The organism is Pigmentiphaga humi (assembly GCF_900606115.1).
GTDB lineage: Bacteria > Pseudomonadota > Gammaproteobacteria > Burkholderiales > Burkholderiaceae_B > Pigmentiphaga > Pigmentiphaga humi.
In genome coordinates this window covers 131482-146057 of sequence record NZ_UWPJ01000018.1, presented here as the reverse complement: position 1 = coordinate 146057, position 14576 = coordinate 131482, and the positions used below count along the sequence as shown (strand labels likewise).

Sequence of the window (14576 nt, the reverse complement as noted above, 5' to 3'; positions counted from 1 at the left end):
GATAAAATACGGGGCCATGAACGTCCCGTTCCCGATCCGCAAAGAATGCCCGCCCGGCGCCTGTGTCTGCGACCGCGAACTGCTGCTGGCCGATCCGCAGGGCGACCTGCGCGTCCTCAGGCTGACCAAGGAAGAAGAAAAACGACTGGTCTCCCGCCTCGAAAGCCTGGCCAGTTTCGAGGATCTCAAGCATATGGAAGGGCGCCTCCAGGCGCAGTTGGGCATCGTGTTGCACATTTCGCCCAGCGCCAATGAAGTGCGCACCGTGCGGGGCCTGAGCATAGAAGTAGAGGCCCGGCCCGGGCTGTGCCGCAAGACGCGCGATGCCATCCCGGCGGCGCTGCGGCGCGCGTTCGAAAACCATCCTCACATCGTCTACGCCTTGCTGGATTCCCACGACCTGCTGGGCGGCGCCTGGCAGGCAGGCGGTTGGTCCCGGCCTGGTTTCTAGGGGGTGGGTGCCGCGGCATGGCGCGCCACGGCGGCCACCGGCATGCCGTCGGCGAGTTTGGTCCGGTTTCTGCCGCGGCTCTTGGCCAGGTAGAGCGCCGTATCGGCGGCCTGCAGGTGCGCGTCCATCCGGCAGGCCGAGCGCGGCATCGTTGCCACGCCTATGCTGCATGTGTAGGCGGGCAGGCCGTTGTCTTCATCGCGCTGCACGGCCAGGCGTACGGCTTCGGCAATTGCGTGGGCGCGGGCGGCGTCGGTGTCGGGCAGCAGGATGACGAACTCTTCGCCGCCGACCCGCGCAAAACACGTGCGCGCACCCACCGCGGCCATGGCGCGGCGGCTGAAGTCCTGCAGTACCGCATCGCCCACGGCGTGGCCATGCAGGTCGTTGATGGCCTTGAAGTGGTCCAGGTCCATCAGCAATAGCGCGATGGGCGCATGCCTTCCGCTGCGCTGGCGGCATGCGCGCTCATAGATCGAAACGAGCGCGCGGCGGTTCAGCAGCCCGGTCAAAGGATCGTGCTCGGCATGGCGGGTCAGTTCGGTGCGCAGGCGATGGGTGGCGACCATGACCAGCCCGACCGTCAGCAGCAGCATCATGAAGTTGTAGGTGACCAGATAGACCACCTGGACGACGTCGTCCGAAAACATGCCGGTGCCTGTGAAGTCCGGCATGAGGCTGGTGACGCAGCGGACCACCAGCACCACGGTCAGTATCAGCATCAGTACCGCGAGGAATCCGGTATCGAAATGCCGCGGCCCATGGCGCACGACGACAATGAACAGGGCACCGTAGAAGACGGACAGAATGGCGGTGAAGCTGGCCAGCCGCATGATGTAGTTGGGGTCGACCAGCAGCCACCAGCAGATGCAGGCGGTGCCTGCCGCGATGCCCGCGGCGGGCCAGAAACGGGCCGGCGGCTGCCCATAGAAGCGCTGCAATCCCGTCAGCCAGCATGCCGTGCCGATCAATAGGCAGACGTTGCCGGCAATGATCGAGAACCAGTCCGGGGCGATGCCGCGCAGGCCGAAGGCCACGGCGGAGACCGAATAAAGAATGGAGCCGCCGGCCCACTGTCCCAGTCCCTTGATGGAGGAGGGGAAGCCGCGATAGACGGAAATGAGCACGATGGACATCAGCACCCCCATGACGGAGGTCAGCAGCGTGACGGTGCGCAGGTCGATGGGCGGCATGGCGGGGCTCGCGGCGGTTCAGTCGCCCATGCCCATGGCGGTGAGTTCGCGCCCGACGGGAGCCAGGCCGCGTATGGCCAGTTCGAGCAGCGCCCGCAGCGTCGCCAGCCCGCCGGCGGGCTTGGGCGCGGCCTGGCTGAGCCAGCGCCTGACCTCGGCCAGGTAGATGGTCACGAACAGCGCGGCGATCAACTCGGGAGAGGCATCGCTGCCGATTTCCCCGCGTTCCTGCTTGCGCCGGACCACTTCGCCCAGCATGGCGTAGATGTTGGCGCGGCGCGCATAGAAGCGCTGGGTTTCCTCGCCCCGGTCGACGCTGGCGGCAAGGAAGTCGGACGTGGCCTGGACCGCCGGCCGCGAGATCTGCGGATGCCTGGCCCAGTACTTGTAGCGCAGGCCGAAGAAGGCCATCAACAGATCGATCAGCGCGCCATCCTGCTGCAGCACCCTCGCGCCTTTGTCGTTGACGGCATCCAGGTCGGCGTTGACGATCATCATGAGCAGGTCGCGCTTGTCTTCGGCGTAGACGAAGACAGTGCCGATGGCGACGTCGGCGCGCTGCGCGATCTCGCGCGTGGTTGCGGCGTCGTAGCCTTTCTCCAGGAAAATCTCGCGCGCGGCCTGTTTGATGCGCCGCAGCTTGTCTTGCTTGCTGCGCTCGCGCAGGCCCAGCTCGGGCGAGGGAGAAGGCTGGGCGCGGGCGGACGAAATCTTCATGGAGACGAGGCAACGGCGGAAGGAGGCGGCGGAATCTGCCGGCTGCAATCATTTTAGAAGAAAAGCGTCGATTCTCAGCGTAAACCTTTCTTGACTAAATAAAGTATCTTTATATAAGGTATCATTATTGTTTGGTTGGTGCCACCGGGAGACGAACGTGCGGGCGACGGTCGACGATGTGCAGGCGCAGGCAGCGGCGGCGGACACCGCCATCGACGGCGGCCGGATGAGCTGGCGTATCTGGGGCAAGGGGCCGCCGGTGGTGCTGGTCCATGGCAATGGCGGTTCCTGGACGCACTGGCTGCGCAATGTGCTGCCGCTGTCGCGCCATTTCACGCTGCTGCTGCCCGATCTCCCCGGCCATGGCGATTCCGACCTGCCGGCCGGAGAGGCATCGTGCGCGGCATTCGCCGCGATGCTATGGCAGGGGCTGGACCAATTGCTCGGCCCGCAGGCCAGTCCCGCGTTGGCGGGGTTCTCGTTGGGCTCGGTGCTGGTCGAGAGCATGGCGATGCAGCGTCCCGCGCAGGTGCCGCAGGTCGTGCTGCTCCGCGGCGGCTTCCGGCTCGCGGTTCCGCCCCAGCCGGAACTGCTGCGCTGGCGCGGCGTAGAAGATCCGGCCGAGCGGGCGCGCATCCACCGGCACAACCTGGCGGTCCTGATGTTCGGCGACGCCAGCCGGATCGACGACGAGGCCGTTGCGGTGCACGCCGCCAATCTCGAACGGTGCCGCCTGGACGTGCGCCCGCTGCTGGCAAGCCGCCAGGTTCAGGCCTATACCGGTTTGCGCTGCGGGGTGCATGGCATCGCCGGCGAACGCGATGTCTACGGCGGCGGCGAAGCGTCTGCGCAGGAGCGGGCGCTGAAAGACACCTTGCCGCAGGCGACTTTCGACCTGGTGCCGGGCGCGGGCCACTGGGCCGCCTACGAGGCCGCGGAGCAGGTCAATTCCATGATGGCGCATGCCCTGATGCGCGGCGTGCGCACTTGAGAGATTATTGAGTTTGATCAATTTTGAACTTGATCATTAAAAGGCGGCCGCATCGGGCGGCGCGGACAAGCCAGAAAGACAAAGGAGACCAAGGTGAAAAAACAGTTCCTCGCGGCCATCGCCGTCGCAACCGTATCGGCGGCGCCGGCGGCCCATGCCCAGCATGATTTCCCCAGCCGGCCGCTGCGGCTGATCGTGGCCTTTCCTCCGGGCGGCAGCACCGACCTGATCGCGCGGGTCATGGCGCCGGCCATGTCCAAGAGCCTGGGCCAGCAGGTCATTGTCGAGAACAAAGGCGGCGCGGGCGGCAATATCGGCGTGGAAGCGGTAGTGCGCGCGGCGCCCGACGGCTATACGATGGTGCTGAGCGGCGCGGGCGCCCTGGGCATCAACAGCGTGCTGTACCGTTCCATGCCCTTCGATCCGGTCAAGGACCTGGCGCCGGTCAGCCTGGTGGCGACCTCGCCCTTCGTCCTGGTCGGCCCCGTCAACTCGCCCTACAAGGACGTCAAGGCGATGCTGGCGGCGGCGCGCGCCGAGCCCGGCAAGCTGTCGCTGGGCCATGGCGGACAAGGCACGGTCATGCACCTGGCGAGCGAACTGCTCAACCAGCTGGCCGACGTCAAAATGGTGCTCGTGCCCTACAAGGGCACGGGGCCCGCCACGACCGACGCGATGGCCGGGCAGATTCCGCTGGCCATGAGCGACACCCCCAGCGCCGTGCCGGCCATCAAAGAAGGGCGGCTCAAGGCCTATGCGGTCACCACCAGCGAGCGCTCTTTCTCGCTGCCCGAAGTGCCCACGCTCGAAGAGGCAGGGATCAAGGGCTACGAGGCCATGGGCTGGTTCGGCATCGCCGTGCCGGCCAGCACGCCCGCGCCGGTGGTCACGCGCCTGAATGAAGCGATCACGGCCGCGCTCAAGGATCCGGACGTCATCGAACGCGTGCGCGCGGTGGGCGCCGACCCCAAACCCACCTCGCCCGATGGGCTGCGCAAGCTGGTGGCGACCGATATCGCCAAGTGGGGCGACATCGTCAAGCGGACCGGGCTGCGCTTGGATTAGGTCCCCCCCCTACGCGCTTCGCGCGCCCCCCAGGGGGCGGCACTGGCGGACCGGCGGAGCCGGATCCGCGGTGCCCGTCGTCCAACATGCGCTTGCGTGAGGTCGAGGCAAAAGAGCGAGCTGCCACAGACCAAGATACATTCCCTCGACCCGGGAGGCGGTGGATCCGGCTCTGCCGGTCCACGCGCCTCGCCCCCTGGGGGGCGCGCGAAGCGCGTAGGGGGGAGCTTATAATCAGCGCATGAACATCTCCTTGCGCCAGTTGCGTGCCTTTCTCGGCGTTGCCGCATCGGGCAACTTCACCCGCACCGCCCAGCGCCTGCATTTGAGCCAGGCGGGGCTTAGCGCGACGATCCGGGAACTCGAGTCGCAACTCAATGTGAGGTTGTTCGAGCGGACGACCCGCGCGGTGGTGCTTACCGAGGCGGGGCGGTCTTTTCTGCCTTCGGCCGAGCTGGCCGAGCGCGAGCTGACTTCCGCCGCGGCTCGCCTGCGGGAGATGGGCCGCCAGGAAGGCGCCGCGCTCAAGCTGGCGTTCACGCCGCTGATGGCGGCCAACGTCGTTCCGGAGACCTTGCGGCGTTTCCGGCACCGGCATCCGAACGTGGAAGTCGAGATCATTGCCGGCGGTCCGATGGAGATCCAGCAACTGGCGGAAGCCGGCGAGGTGGATGCCGCCTTCGGCGCGTTCTTTACCAAGGTGTCGGGGCTGGTGCGCAAGCCCATCGAGTCGTCGGGGCTGCTGGCGGTCTATTCGCCCGGCCGCTACCAGCCGGTGCCGTCGGCGCCGGGGCGCGAGGACACCACCTGGGAGATGCTGCGCGGCCAGCCGTATATCGCGCTGACCGAAGACAGCCCGGTCCAGCAGGTGAGCGAAGATGCCTTGTTCCGCCAGGGCATAGACATTGCCCAGCGGATGACCGTCCAGCACCTGGATACCGCGCTGGGCATGGCCGAGCAGGGATTCGGCATCGCCGTCATCCCGGCATTCGCCCAGCATGCCTGCGTGCGCTACCAACTTGCGTTCAGTCCGATCAGCCCGACGACGTCTTTCGATTTCAGCTATGTCATGCGCACGGGCGCGCCGCTGCACGAAACGCTGGCCGATTTCGCGGAGCTGTTCAAGCAGGTGATGGCGCGGGATTGACCCCGCGCCAGGCCGGCTTCAGATCGGCACGGTCTCGACGTCATAGGTGAACAGCCACTCGTAGCGCTCTTTGATGCGCTCTTCCTGCCATTCGCGGTTGACGTAGGCCTCGGCGCCTTCGGGGTGCGCGAGTTCGCGGTTGTGGAAGCGCTTGGCATTGGCATTGGAGCCGTTCACCACCCCAGCGGTGCGGTCCTTGCGCGCCTCTTCGTAGCGCAGCAGGGCCTGTTCCGGCGCATCGGCGTGGTCGCGCAGGGCGCGCGCCAGGATGTAGCCGTCTTCCAGCGCCATGCCGGCGCCTTGCGCCAGGAAAGGCAGGGTCGGATGGCAGGCGTCGCCCAGCAGCGACACGCGGCCGTCGCTCCAGCGTTCCATGGGATCGCGCACCATCAGCGCCCACTTGTACGGAACGTCGGTGGCCCGCACCAGCGTATGGACGTCTTCATGCCAGCCCTTGAGGTCGGTCAGGCATTCTTCGACGGTGCCGCGCTCGGTCCAGGATTCGACCTGCCAGTCCGAGCGCTCCACCGCCGCCACGAAATTGACCAGCTTGAAGGCGCGCAGCGGGTAGTGGATGACGTGGGCGCCGGGGCCGACCCAGTTCACGCCATAGGGATGGCGCAGGTGTTCCGGCAGCTTGTCGGCTTCGATCACGCCGCGCCAAGCCACCAGGCCGGAGAACCGCGGGCTGTCGGAGCCGAACAGTTGCGAGCGGACCTGCGAATGCACGCCGTCGGCGCCGATCAGGATGTCGCCTTCGAAGCAGCGGCCGTCGGCAGTATGGACGGACACGCCGTTGCCGTGCTGTTCATAGCGGACGAACTTGGCGCCCAGCACCAGCGCCTGCGGGTCTTCGCGCAGCACGCCGGCGGCGATGGCTTCGTGCAGGTCGGCGCGGTGCACCGTCAGGTAGGGGTAGCCGTACAGCTCGCGCGAGACGTCGCCGAGGTTGAACAGGTTCCAGGTCTGTCCGGTATTCCAGAGCCGCACGATCTTGGCCGACGGCTCGCAGGCCTTGGCGTTGAGGTCGTCTTGCAAACCCAGGGCATAGAGGACGTGGACGGCATTGGGGCCGAGCTGGATGCCGGCGCCCACTTCCTTGAGCACGGTCGCTTGTTCCAGGATGCGGACCTGGAAGCCTTGTTTGAGCAGCGCGAGACCGGCGGTGAGACCGCCCAGGCCGGCGCCGGCGATGATGATACGCATGGAGATCAGTCCAGAGTGGTTTTGGTGCGTTGGATCAGGGCCGACCAACGTTGCGTGTCGGCAGTGACGAATTTCTTGAATTCGGCGGGCGAGGTCTTGATCACGTCCTGGCCGCCGGCTTTCATTTGCGCCAGCAGTTCGGGATCGTCCTGCGCGGTGCGCAGCGCGTTGTTGAGCTTGCTGACCACGGCCGCGGGCGTGCCCGCGGGGGCGACCAGGCCGGTCCACGAATAGGATTCGAAATCGTTGCCGTAGATCTCTTTCACGGTGGGCACTTGCGGCATGTCCGGCGAACGCGTCGCGCCGCCCGTGGCCAGCACCTTGGCGCGGCCGGTCTCCAGATAGGGGCGGACCACCGTAATGGTTTCCAGCGTCATTTCGATCTGGCCGCCCAGCATGTCGGCCAGGGCCGGCGCGCCGCCCTTGTAGGGCACGTGCATCAGGTTCGCGCCCGAGACTTCCTTGAGCCATTCGCCGGTGAGGTGGTTGATCGAGCCGTTGCCGGCCGAGCCGTAGGACACACGGTTGTTGGCCGAATATGCGGTGAGCGCCTGCAGCGTATCGATGTTGAGCGAGGAGCGCACCACCAGCAGAATGGGGCTGCGGCCCACCAGGCCCACGTGCTCGAACGAATTGACGGGGGAGTAGGCCAGGTTCTTGTACAGGCCGGGCGCCACGCCTAGGCTGCTGGTGCTGGCCCACAGCAAGGTGTAGCCATCCGGCTTGGCGCGCGCCACGTAGGTCGAGCCTACGGTGCCGCCCGCGCCGGCGCGGTTTTCCACCACGACGGGCTGGCCCAGTTGCTTGGAGAGGGTCTTGCCCACGAGGCGGGCGGTGGTGTCGGTCGGTCCGCCCGGCGGGAAGGGAACCACGATGGTGATGGGCGACTCGGGAAAACCGGCGGCGTGGGCCATGGCGCCGGCGCCTGCCAGCGCGGCGGCCAGGATGCTCAGGCAGGCGCGGCGCGTCTGCCGGCCCGCTGCACGCAAGGATTCATTCATGTTCGTCCCCTGTGTAAGGTATGGATATGCGGGGACTATATGACGGAGCGGCCTGGCTGTTGAATCACATATTAATTATCGATTCACAACGGATTTCGATAGACGCCTGCAGGCGGCGGGCGTCTCAGCTCGCGCCCATCCTGCGCTGGCGCAAATCGTCGACCAGGGTGCGCAGCAGGCCGCGCAGGGTCTTCAATTCCTTGGCGCTGAGGCTGCTGAAGGCTTCTTCCTCGAGCCTGGCCATGTCGCGCGTGCCGGCCTCGACCACCTTGCAGCCCGCGGCAGTCAGGCCGATGCGCAGGATGCGCCGGTTGTTCGCGTCTTCCTTGCGTTCGAGCAGGCCGCGCTCTTCCAGCGTGGAGAGCAATTGGCCCATGGACTGCGGGGTGACATAGAAGCGGCGCGACAGATCGGCGGAAGACAGGCCGTTGCGGTGCGCGACCACGGATAATACGGTGAACTGGATCCCCGTGACGCCGTAGGGCTTGAGCAGGGCGTCGCTGATGTTGCGCAGCGGGTGGTGGACCTGGGAGACCAGGTAAGTGGTGCTGGGACCGTCGAAGGGCTCTGCGGTGGGATCGGTCGGCAAGAATCGGCTCCGGGGGCTGGGATTCCTGTGAGTGTAAGGCAGGCTGATCTTTTGGGCTTGGCGGGGGCATCGAAGCCGGCCGGCTTCGATGCACATGCGGTGCGCCGGATTACTTGGCGTCCACGGCGTCCTTCAGGACCTTGGCCGCGCTGAAGGCGGGGGCCTTGCGGGCGGCGATCTGGATGGCTTCGCCGGTGCGCGGGTTGCGGCCGGTCTTGGCCGCCTTCGCCTTCACCGAGAACTTGCCGACGCCGGGCAGCACGACCTCGTCGCCCTTGGCCAGCGATTCGCGCAGGGCATCGCCCAGGGCGTCGACGAAGGCTTCGGTGACGTTCTTCGGTTGTTGGGTGAGCTCGGCCAGAGCGTCGATCAGTTCTTTTTTGGTGCGCATGCGTACTCCTTGAAAAAATGGGCAGCTCGCCGACGCGGCGTTCTGCCTTTGCACAGGCCGGCATTCAAACAATCTTGGCGAAGAATTGCAAGTCGGCTCCCGGCGTGGCGGGAACCTCGCGTCGGCCGCGTGGGGACTGGCCAAACACGGGCCCGCCGGGCGCCGCAGCGGAAAATTGCAACAGGCGTAGGCGGCATCTTGCTGCCGAGTTTTTTTAAAATCGCGAAGATGGCTGCAAATTCGCAGATTTTTATATGAAAAAACGGAGCTTTGCCGTTTGATCGGACAGGCTTGCTTGCTTACCATAGCGACGCGCAGGCGCCGCGGGCGCAGCGATCCGTTATCAAGGAGTTTTCATGCACGCCGATTCCACCCTCGCCAGCGCTTCCGTTCCGGTTACATCTCGCCGCAATTGCACGCCCTGGAAGGTGGCCGACGTGGCGGCGCTGTTCGAACTGCCCTTCGCCGACCTGATGTACCGCGCGCAGCAGACGCACCGCCGTTTCTTCGACGCGAGCGCCATCCAGCTCTCGACCCTGTTGTCGATCAAGACCGGCGGCTGTCCGGAAGATTGTTCGTACTGCCCGCAATCGGCCCGCTACGATACCGGCGTGGAGACCGAGAAGCTCCTCCCGCTGGACGAGGTCCTGGATGCGGCGCGCGCGGCGCGGGACAACGGCGCCACGCGCTTCTGCATGGGCGCGGCCTGGCGCAGCCCCAAGCCGCACCAGGTCGACGCCGTGGCCGAGATGGTGAGCGCGGTCAAGGGCCTGGGCCTGGAAACCTGCGTGACCCTGGGCATGCTGCGCGACGGCCAGGCCGAGCAGTTGCGCGAGGCGGGGCTGGACTACTACAACCACAATCTCGATACCGCTCCCGAGTTCTACGGACAGATCATCACGACGCGCACCTACCAGGACCGGCTCGATACGCTCGATCGCGTGCGCGACGCGGGCATCAAGGTATGCTGCGGCGGCATCGTGGGGCTGGGCGAATCGCGCCGCGAGCGCGCGGGGCTGATCGCGCAGCTGGCCAACATGGACCCCTATCCGGAATCGGTGCCGATCAACAACCTGGTGCGCGTCGAAGGAACGCCGCTGGCGGACAACGCGGCGCTGGACCCGTTCGAATTCGTCCGCACCATCGCGGTGGCCCGCATTGCCATGCCGCAGGCCGTGGTGCGCCTGTCGGCCGGCCGCGAGCAGATGGACGAAGCGCTGCAGGCCCTGTGCTTCCTGGCCGGCGCCAATTCGATGTTCTATGGCGATCGCCTGCTGACCACCGACAACCCGCAGGCGGAAGCCGACCGCGCGCTGCTGCGCCGGCTGGGCATGCGGGTGGAGGCGGGCGCGGCATGAACATCCTGCCCATCGCCCACGGGGTCGCCATCGGCGAGGACGAGATCGTCCTGACCATGATGCGCGCCCAAGGGGCGGGCGGCCAGAACGTCAACAAGGTTTCCAGCGCCGTCCACCTGCGCTTCGACATCGCGGCTTCGTCGCTGCCGCAGGCCTGGAAAGAGGCCTTGATGCAGAAGCACGACCGGCGCATTTCCAGCGCCGGCGTGGTGGTCATCAAGGCGCAGTCGTTCCGCAGCCAGGACAAGAACCGTGCCGATGCGCTCGAACGCCTGCGCGTGCTGCTGGCGTCGGTGGCCGAACCGCCCAAGCCGCGCAAGCCGACCCGCCCCACGGCGGGCTCGCGCCAGCGGCGGCTGCAGCGCAAGGTGCGCCACGGCGAGATCAAGCGCCTGCGCGGGCGGGTAGGCGAAGAATAGGGCGCTTATTCGCCCGGCGGGATTCCCAGCTTCTGCCAGCCTTCGTGGCCGAGCGCGCGCAGCGTCTCGATGTTGCGCTCGTAGATCTGCTCGGCTTCAGGAAAGGCTTCGACCGCGCGGTCCACGCTGGCTTCGCGCAGCAGGTGCAGGGTGGGGTAAGGCGAGCGGTTGCTGTAGTTCTCGACGTCGTCGGGCTCGGTGTCCGCGAACTGGTAGTCGGGATGGAAGCTGGCGACCTGGATCTCGCCCAGCAGGCCCAGCGCCTCGACGGCCGCGTCGGCTTCATCCAGGAAATCGTTGTAGAGATAGAAGTCGTCCAGCGCCCAGGGATGGATCAGCAGCAGCGTGTCGATGCGCTCCGGATCGGCCTCGGCGAGCGTGCGCAGGGACTGGGCCAGGTGTTCGAGCAGCGTGCCGGGATCGCGCGCATCGCTGACGACGTAGGCGATCTGGTCCTTGATGTGCACGGCCTTGGCGAATGGACAGAGGTTCAGGCCGATGACGGCTTTTTCCAGCCAGGCCTTGGTGGCGTCGATGACGGTGTCGTGCTGCAGGGAATCTAGCGGAGGATGGTACATGGCGGCAAAGAATGGAAATCAGGCGATTCGGACCTCGGGGGCGGCGACGGCCTCCCCTTCGGGTTCCAGGTGGATGAGGACGGTACTGCCGTCGATGTAGGCGTGCAGCGCGGCTTCCAGGCGGTCGCAAATGGCATGGGCCTGCGCGACCGGCATGGCGCCGGGAACGACGAGGTTGAATTCGATGAAGACGCGGGCGCCCGCCCGCCGCGAGCGCAAATCGTAGGCCTGCAGTGCGCCGTCTCCGGTCTCCTGGATGAGGCGGCGCAGGCCGGCGATGGTCTCGTCGGGCAAGGCGCGGTCCATGAGCCCGCCGATCGAGTCGCGCATCAGGATCCAGCCCGACCAGAGTATGTGGACGGCCACGAGCGCGGCAATGAGCGCATCCAGCCGCTGCCAGCCGGACAGCGCCGCCAGCGCGACCCCGGCCGCCACGCCCAGCGACGAGACGACGTCCGTCCAGAGATGGCGGCCGTCGGCCACCAGGGCCGGGGAGTGCCAGCGCCGCCCGTACCGGACCAGGATCGCGCCCCATGCCGCGTTGATCGCCGTTGCGCCGAGATTGAAGGCGATGCCCAGCGCCGGCGCGGCCAGCGGCCGAGGGTGCAGGAAACCCATATAGGCTTCGCGCAGGATGGCCAGCGCCGCGATCACGATCAGCGTGCTTTCGAGCACTGCCGATAGATACTCCGCTTTGTTGTGGCCATAGGGGTGGTTGGCGTCGGCAGGAATCGCGCTGACGGCGACCGCCACCACCGTGATCAAGGCCGTTGCCACATTGATGATACTTTCCAGCGCATCGGAATAGAGGGCCACGCTGCCGGTCAGCAGGTAGCCGATGTACTTCAGGCCCAGTACCAGGACGCCGACGGCGATGCTGGCCAGCCCGAGCCGTGTGCTGCGGTTCATGCGTGTCTGTTTTCCTAGCGGCTGCCGCCGATGCCGGGCAGCAGGCCGCGCAGGTCGGGGATCTGGAAGGATCCGCCAGGCAGTTCGAAGCGTGAGGCCTGCGGCGCGCGGCGGTCGAGGGACTCCACGCGGAAGCGGTTGCCGAAGCGCAGCAAGCCCAGTCCTTCGCGCTGCAGGCGGCCGGCGAGGTCGTCGGCGCCGGCGGGCAATTGCGTGCCGGACAGGCCCGCCAGGCTGCGGCCCAGGCGCAGCGCGGCGGCGGTCAGTTCGCTGGCGGCCGGGTCCGGCGTCAGCACCAGCTCCTCGGTGCGGCGCTGGCGGCGGCCGTCCTGATACGCCAGGACGTAGACCGTGCCGTCCAGGCCGGCCACGGTTTCCCGCCGGTTGGTCGATTGCAGCGACTCGATGGCGCTGACCTGTTCGAGCACCGCGGTCGGGCTCGGCATCATGCCGCCCGCCATGCGCATCAGGTCGCCGGCCTCCATCGCAATCGGCTGGCCATTGACGCGGCCCACGCCGTAGATCTTCTCGCCGCGGGCGAGCAGGTAATAGTTGGGCGTCTGGGGCGATGCCGCGCGCAGGCTGGCGCCTGCGTATTCCACCGACGCGGAGAACGGCTGGCCGCGGTCGTCCACGCCCGCCAGCGTGGCGGTGCCCGCCGCATGCGCGAACAACGGCAGGGACAGGGCGGCGGCAAGGACAAGGCGTCGCATCATGGTTCGGGCTCCGTGGGCGAAAATCATGGGACCGCGGCTGCCCGGCGAGGTTGCGTAAAAGTTGTTGCCGGGCGCCGGCTCAGCTCAGCACGAAGCCGTCTTCCGGAACAGGATGGAATTCGCCGGTGGCGGGGTCGCGCACCAGCAGAACGCCGGTGGCCACGCCGAAGTAGGCGCCGTGCAGCTGGAGCTGGCCGCGTTCGACCAGGATGCGCACACACGGGAAGCTCATCAGGTTCGCGAGACTGTGCGCCACCGTCGCCAGTTCGAGCTGGCGGATGTACATGCCGGGGTTCTCTCCGGGCGGAACGATACTGTCGACCACCGGCGAGATCTGCTGCATCCACTTGCCGATGAAGTCGCCGGGAGAAAGCGGGTCGGCGCTGTTGGCAAAAGCCGAGACGCCGCCGCACAGCGCATGGCCCATCACCACGATGTGCTTGACGCGTAGCGATTGCACCGCGAATTCGAGCGCGGCGCTGGTGCCGTGGTAGTTCTGGGTGCCGCCCTCGTAGGGCGGGACGAGGTTGGCGACGTTGCGCACGACGAAGATTTCGCCCGGCCCCGCATCGAAGATCACTTCGGGGGCGACGCGGGAGTCGCAACAGCCTATCACCATAATTTCCGGTTTCTGGCCTTTTTCCGCGAGCGTTTTATAACGGGCGCGCTCGTCGTTGAAGCGGCCGCCGAGAAACGAACGGTAGCCATCCGTGAGTCGTGCTGGGAACATGTTCCACCTATGGAGGGCCCGCTGCGAAGCGGGAAAGAAACATGATACCAGCCGGCCTTGGCGCGACCTGTTCAGCGCGTGCGGGCCTGAGCCGCGCGTAGGCGCAGCACGGCTTGCGACAGCAGGTGCAGCGGGTCTTCGGAATCGACCACGGGCGCGTCGTTCAGCGTCAGCACCAGCACGCCGCCGGGCAGCTCGGTCAGCTTCAGCGCGCCGGGAGGAATGACCACGCCGGCTTTGGGGGCGATGACCTTGAGCGTAGTGAGCAGAGCCGCGGTTTCGTCGGCGTCGTAAATGGGATGCCACTGTGCCAGCCGGTCCGTGACTTCGTCCAGCAGGGCGGAGCTCGAGCCTTGCAGGGCCTGTTCCACCCCGAAGATCTGTGCGCTCCAGAGGCCGCGCTCGTCGTTGTCTATGGTGACGGCCCGGGCAGGAATGTCGGGCCGCCACCGATGTACCGCTGCACGTAGATCGGCTTCGGCGGCGTAGCGTGTCTCGTGCGAAGAAGGAGGAGTGCGCATGGGATTCGTCCACCGGTCCGCTGTTCGGCTGGTTTCCAGCTTAGCGGCTGCGCGTCTCGGCAGGGGTTACCGTGCCGTTGCGGTCTTTTCCGGGTTTAACAGCTGGTCTCCGTGCTGCGGTTTATCCCGGAAGCACGGATATAGCGCTGAAATTGTGGAGTTCGAGACCGGGCTTCGCTATGCTTGTGCCTTCTTCGGCCCGGACTTTTTACAAAACGGCGGTTTTCATGAGAATCATGCTCGCGGCGTGTGCGATCGCCGTGGCGGCGGAGTGTGCCGCGCAGGTCCCGGCTGGTGCGGGCGAGGCGATGCGCGAAGATGAATGCGCCACGAACCGGGACGTGGGCCTGATCGTGGTCCGCCTCCGGGAGCAGGGCTGGACCGCCCAGCGCACCGTGGAAACGGTGCTGACCAGCGCGAGGATGAACGACCCCGAAACCCGCAAGTGGTTCATCGATCTGGTCGCGGGCGTTCATCGTCGGCATGCCACGCCGGACGATCTCGAGGCCGACTATGGCGTGTGCATGAAAGAAAACGCCATCCCCGCGCCCGGGCGGGCGCCCGTCCGCCAGGAGGAAGCGGTGCGGGGGTGAG

The 14576-nt window shown here is 66.7% G+C and carries 18 protein-coding genes; 7 read left to right on the top strand and 11 right to left on the bottom strand.

Annotation, left to right across the window (positions count from 1 at the left end; translation table 11 throughout):
* The first annotated feature begins 16 nt into the window (after positions 1–16).
* Positions 17–451, top strand: coding sequence for a hypothetical protein (locus PIGHUM_RS12255; protein ID WP_124079880.1), 435 nt, complete (start codon positions 17–19; stop codon positions 449–451).
* On the opposite strand, the gene PIGHUM_RS12250 is transcribed toward PIGHUM_RS12255, so the two are convergent.
* Together PIGHUM_RS12250 and PIGHUM_RS12245 are read right to left on the bottom strand one after the other, a co-directional pair.
* Positions 448–1644 carry a GGDEF domain-containing protein gene (locus PIGHUM_RS12250; protein ID WP_124079879.1) on the bottom strand — a complete coding sequence of 399 codons (1197 nt, stop codon included), beginning with the start codon at positions 1642–1644 and terminating at the stop codon, positions 448–450. The two genes, PIGHUM_RS12255 and PIGHUM_RS12250, sit on opposite strands and share 4 nt — an antisense overlap.
* 18 nt (positions 1645–1662) lie before the next feature.
* Complete coding sequence (locus PIGHUM_RS12245; RefSeq protein ID WP_124079878.1) at positions 1663–2361, bottom strand: TetR/AcrR family transcriptional regulator; 699 nt, start codon at positions 2359–2361, stop codon at positions 1663–1665.
* Positions 2362–2518: 157 nt separating this feature from the next.
* Between PIGHUM_RS12245 and PIGHUM_RS12240 the strand changes: the two genes are divergently transcribed.
* From PIGHUM_RS12240 to PIGHUM_RS12230, 3 genes are all read left to right on the top strand, one after another.
* Positions 2519–3352, top strand: coding sequence for an alpha/beta fold hydrolase (locus PIGHUM_RS12240; RefSeq protein ID WP_124079877.1), 834 nt, complete (start codon positions 2519–2521; stop codon positions 3350–3352).
* 93 nt (positions 3353–3445) lie between these two features.
* The gene (locus PIGHUM_RS12235) at positions 3446–4417 is read left to right on the top strand and encodes a Bug family tripartite tricarboxylate transporter substrate binding protein (RefSeq protein ID WP_124079876.1); all 972 of its coding nucleotides are present in this window, start codon (positions 3446–3448) and stop codon (positions 4415–4417) included.
* Positions 4418–4658: 241 nt separating this feature from the next.
* Positions 4659–5564, top strand: a complete 906-nt coding sequence (locus tag PIGHUM_RS12230; protein WP_124079875.1) for a LysR family transcriptional regulator — start codon at positions 4659–4661, stop codon at positions 5562–5564.
* 18 nt (positions 5565–5582) lie between these two features.
* Here PIGHUM_RS12230 and PIGHUM_RS12225 read toward each other — a convergent pair whose 3' ends face one another.
* From PIGHUM_RS12225 to PIGHUM_RS12210, 4 genes are all read right to left on the bottom strand, one after another.
* Positions 5583–6770: an FAD-dependent monooxygenase gene (locus tag PIGHUM_RS12225; protein ID WP_124079874.1), complete on the bottom strand. Its 1188-nt coding sequence runs from the start codon at positions 6768–6770 to the stop codon at positions 5583–5585.
* 5 nt (positions 6771–6775) lie between these two features.
* Positions 6776–7771, bottom strand: coding sequence for a Bug family tripartite tricarboxylate transporter substrate binding protein (locus PIGHUM_RS12220; RefSeq protein ID WP_124079873.1), 996 nt, complete (start codon positions 7769–7771; stop codon positions 6776–6778).
* A gap of 124 nt (positions 7772–7895) precedes the next feature.
* Positions 7896–8360 carry a MarR family winged helix-turn-helix transcriptional regulator gene (locus PIGHUM_RS12215; protein ID WP_160142245.1) on the bottom strand — a complete coding sequence of 155 codons (465 nt, stop codon included), beginning with the start codon at positions 8358–8360 and terminating at the stop codon, positions 7896–7898.
* A gap of 109 nt (positions 8361–8469) precedes the next feature.
* A complete protein-coding gene (locus tag PIGHUM_RS12210) occupies positions 8470–8751 on the bottom strand; it encodes an HU family DNA-binding protein (RefSeq protein WP_124079871.1) in 282 nt (93 codons plus the stop codon).
* Between the two features lie 356 nt (positions 8752–9107).
* Here PIGHUM_RS12210 and bioB point away from each other — a divergent pair, with 356 nt between their 5' ends.
* Both bioB and arfB read left to right on the top strand, forming a co-directional pair.
* Positions 9108–10109: a biotin synthase BioB gene (gene bioB / locus PIGHUM_RS12205; RefSeq protein ID WP_124079870.1), complete on the top strand. Its 1002-nt coding sequence runs from the start codon at positions 9108–9110 to the stop codon at positions 10107–10109.
* On the top strand, positions 10106–10528 hold the full coding sequence (gene arfB, locus PIGHUM_RS12200; protein WP_124079869.1) for an alternative ribosome rescue aminoacyl-tRNA hydrolase ArfB: 423 nt from the start codon (positions 10106–10108) through the stop codon (positions 10526–10528). The genes bioB and arfB overlap by 4 nt, the downstream gene beginning before the upstream one ends.
* Positions 10529–10533: 5 nt before the next feature.
* Here arfB and PIGHUM_RS12195 read toward each other — a convergent pair whose 3' ends face one another.
* From PIGHUM_RS12195 to PIGHUM_RS12175, 5 genes are all read right to left on the bottom strand, one after another.
* Positions 10534–11106, bottom strand: a complete 573-nt coding sequence (locus PIGHUM_RS12195) for a DUF1415 domain-containing protein (RefSeq protein ID WP_124079868.1) — start codon at positions 11104–11106, stop codon at positions 10534–10536.
* Positions 11107–11124: 18 nt separating this feature from the next.
* On the bottom strand, positions 11125–12015 hold the full coding sequence (locus PIGHUM_RS12190) for a cation diffusion facilitator family transporter (protein WP_124079867.1): 891 nt from the start codon (positions 12013–12015) through the stop codon (positions 11125–11127).
* 14 nt (positions 12016–12029) lie between these two features.
* Entirely contained in the window at positions 12030–12731 is a 702-nt protein-coding gene (locus PIGHUM_RS12185) for a hypothetical protein (RefSeq protein WP_124079866.1), read from the bottom strand.
* A gap of 79 nt (positions 12732–12810) precedes the next feature.
* On the bottom strand, positions 12811–13461 hold the full coding sequence (locus PIGHUM_RS12180) for a carbonic anhydrase (RefSeq protein ID WP_124079865.1): 651 nt from the start codon (positions 13459–13461) through the stop codon (positions 12811–12813).
* 71 nt (positions 13462–13532) lie between these two features.
* Positions 13533–13982: a hypothetical protein gene (locus PIGHUM_RS12175; RefSeq protein WP_124079864.1), complete on the bottom strand. Its 450-nt coding sequence runs from the start codon at positions 13980–13982 to the stop codon at positions 13533–13535.
* A 227-nt stretch (positions 13983–14209) separates the two neighbouring features.
* On the opposite strand from PIGHUM_RS12175, the gene PIGHUM_RS12170 reads away from it, so the two are divergent.
* Positions 14210–14575 (top strand): hypothetical protein, encoded by a 366-nt coding sequence (locus tag PIGHUM_RS12170; protein ID WP_124079863.1) that lies wholly within the window; start codon positions 14210–14212, stop codon positions 14573–14575.
* Position 14576: the final 1 nt, after the last annotated feature.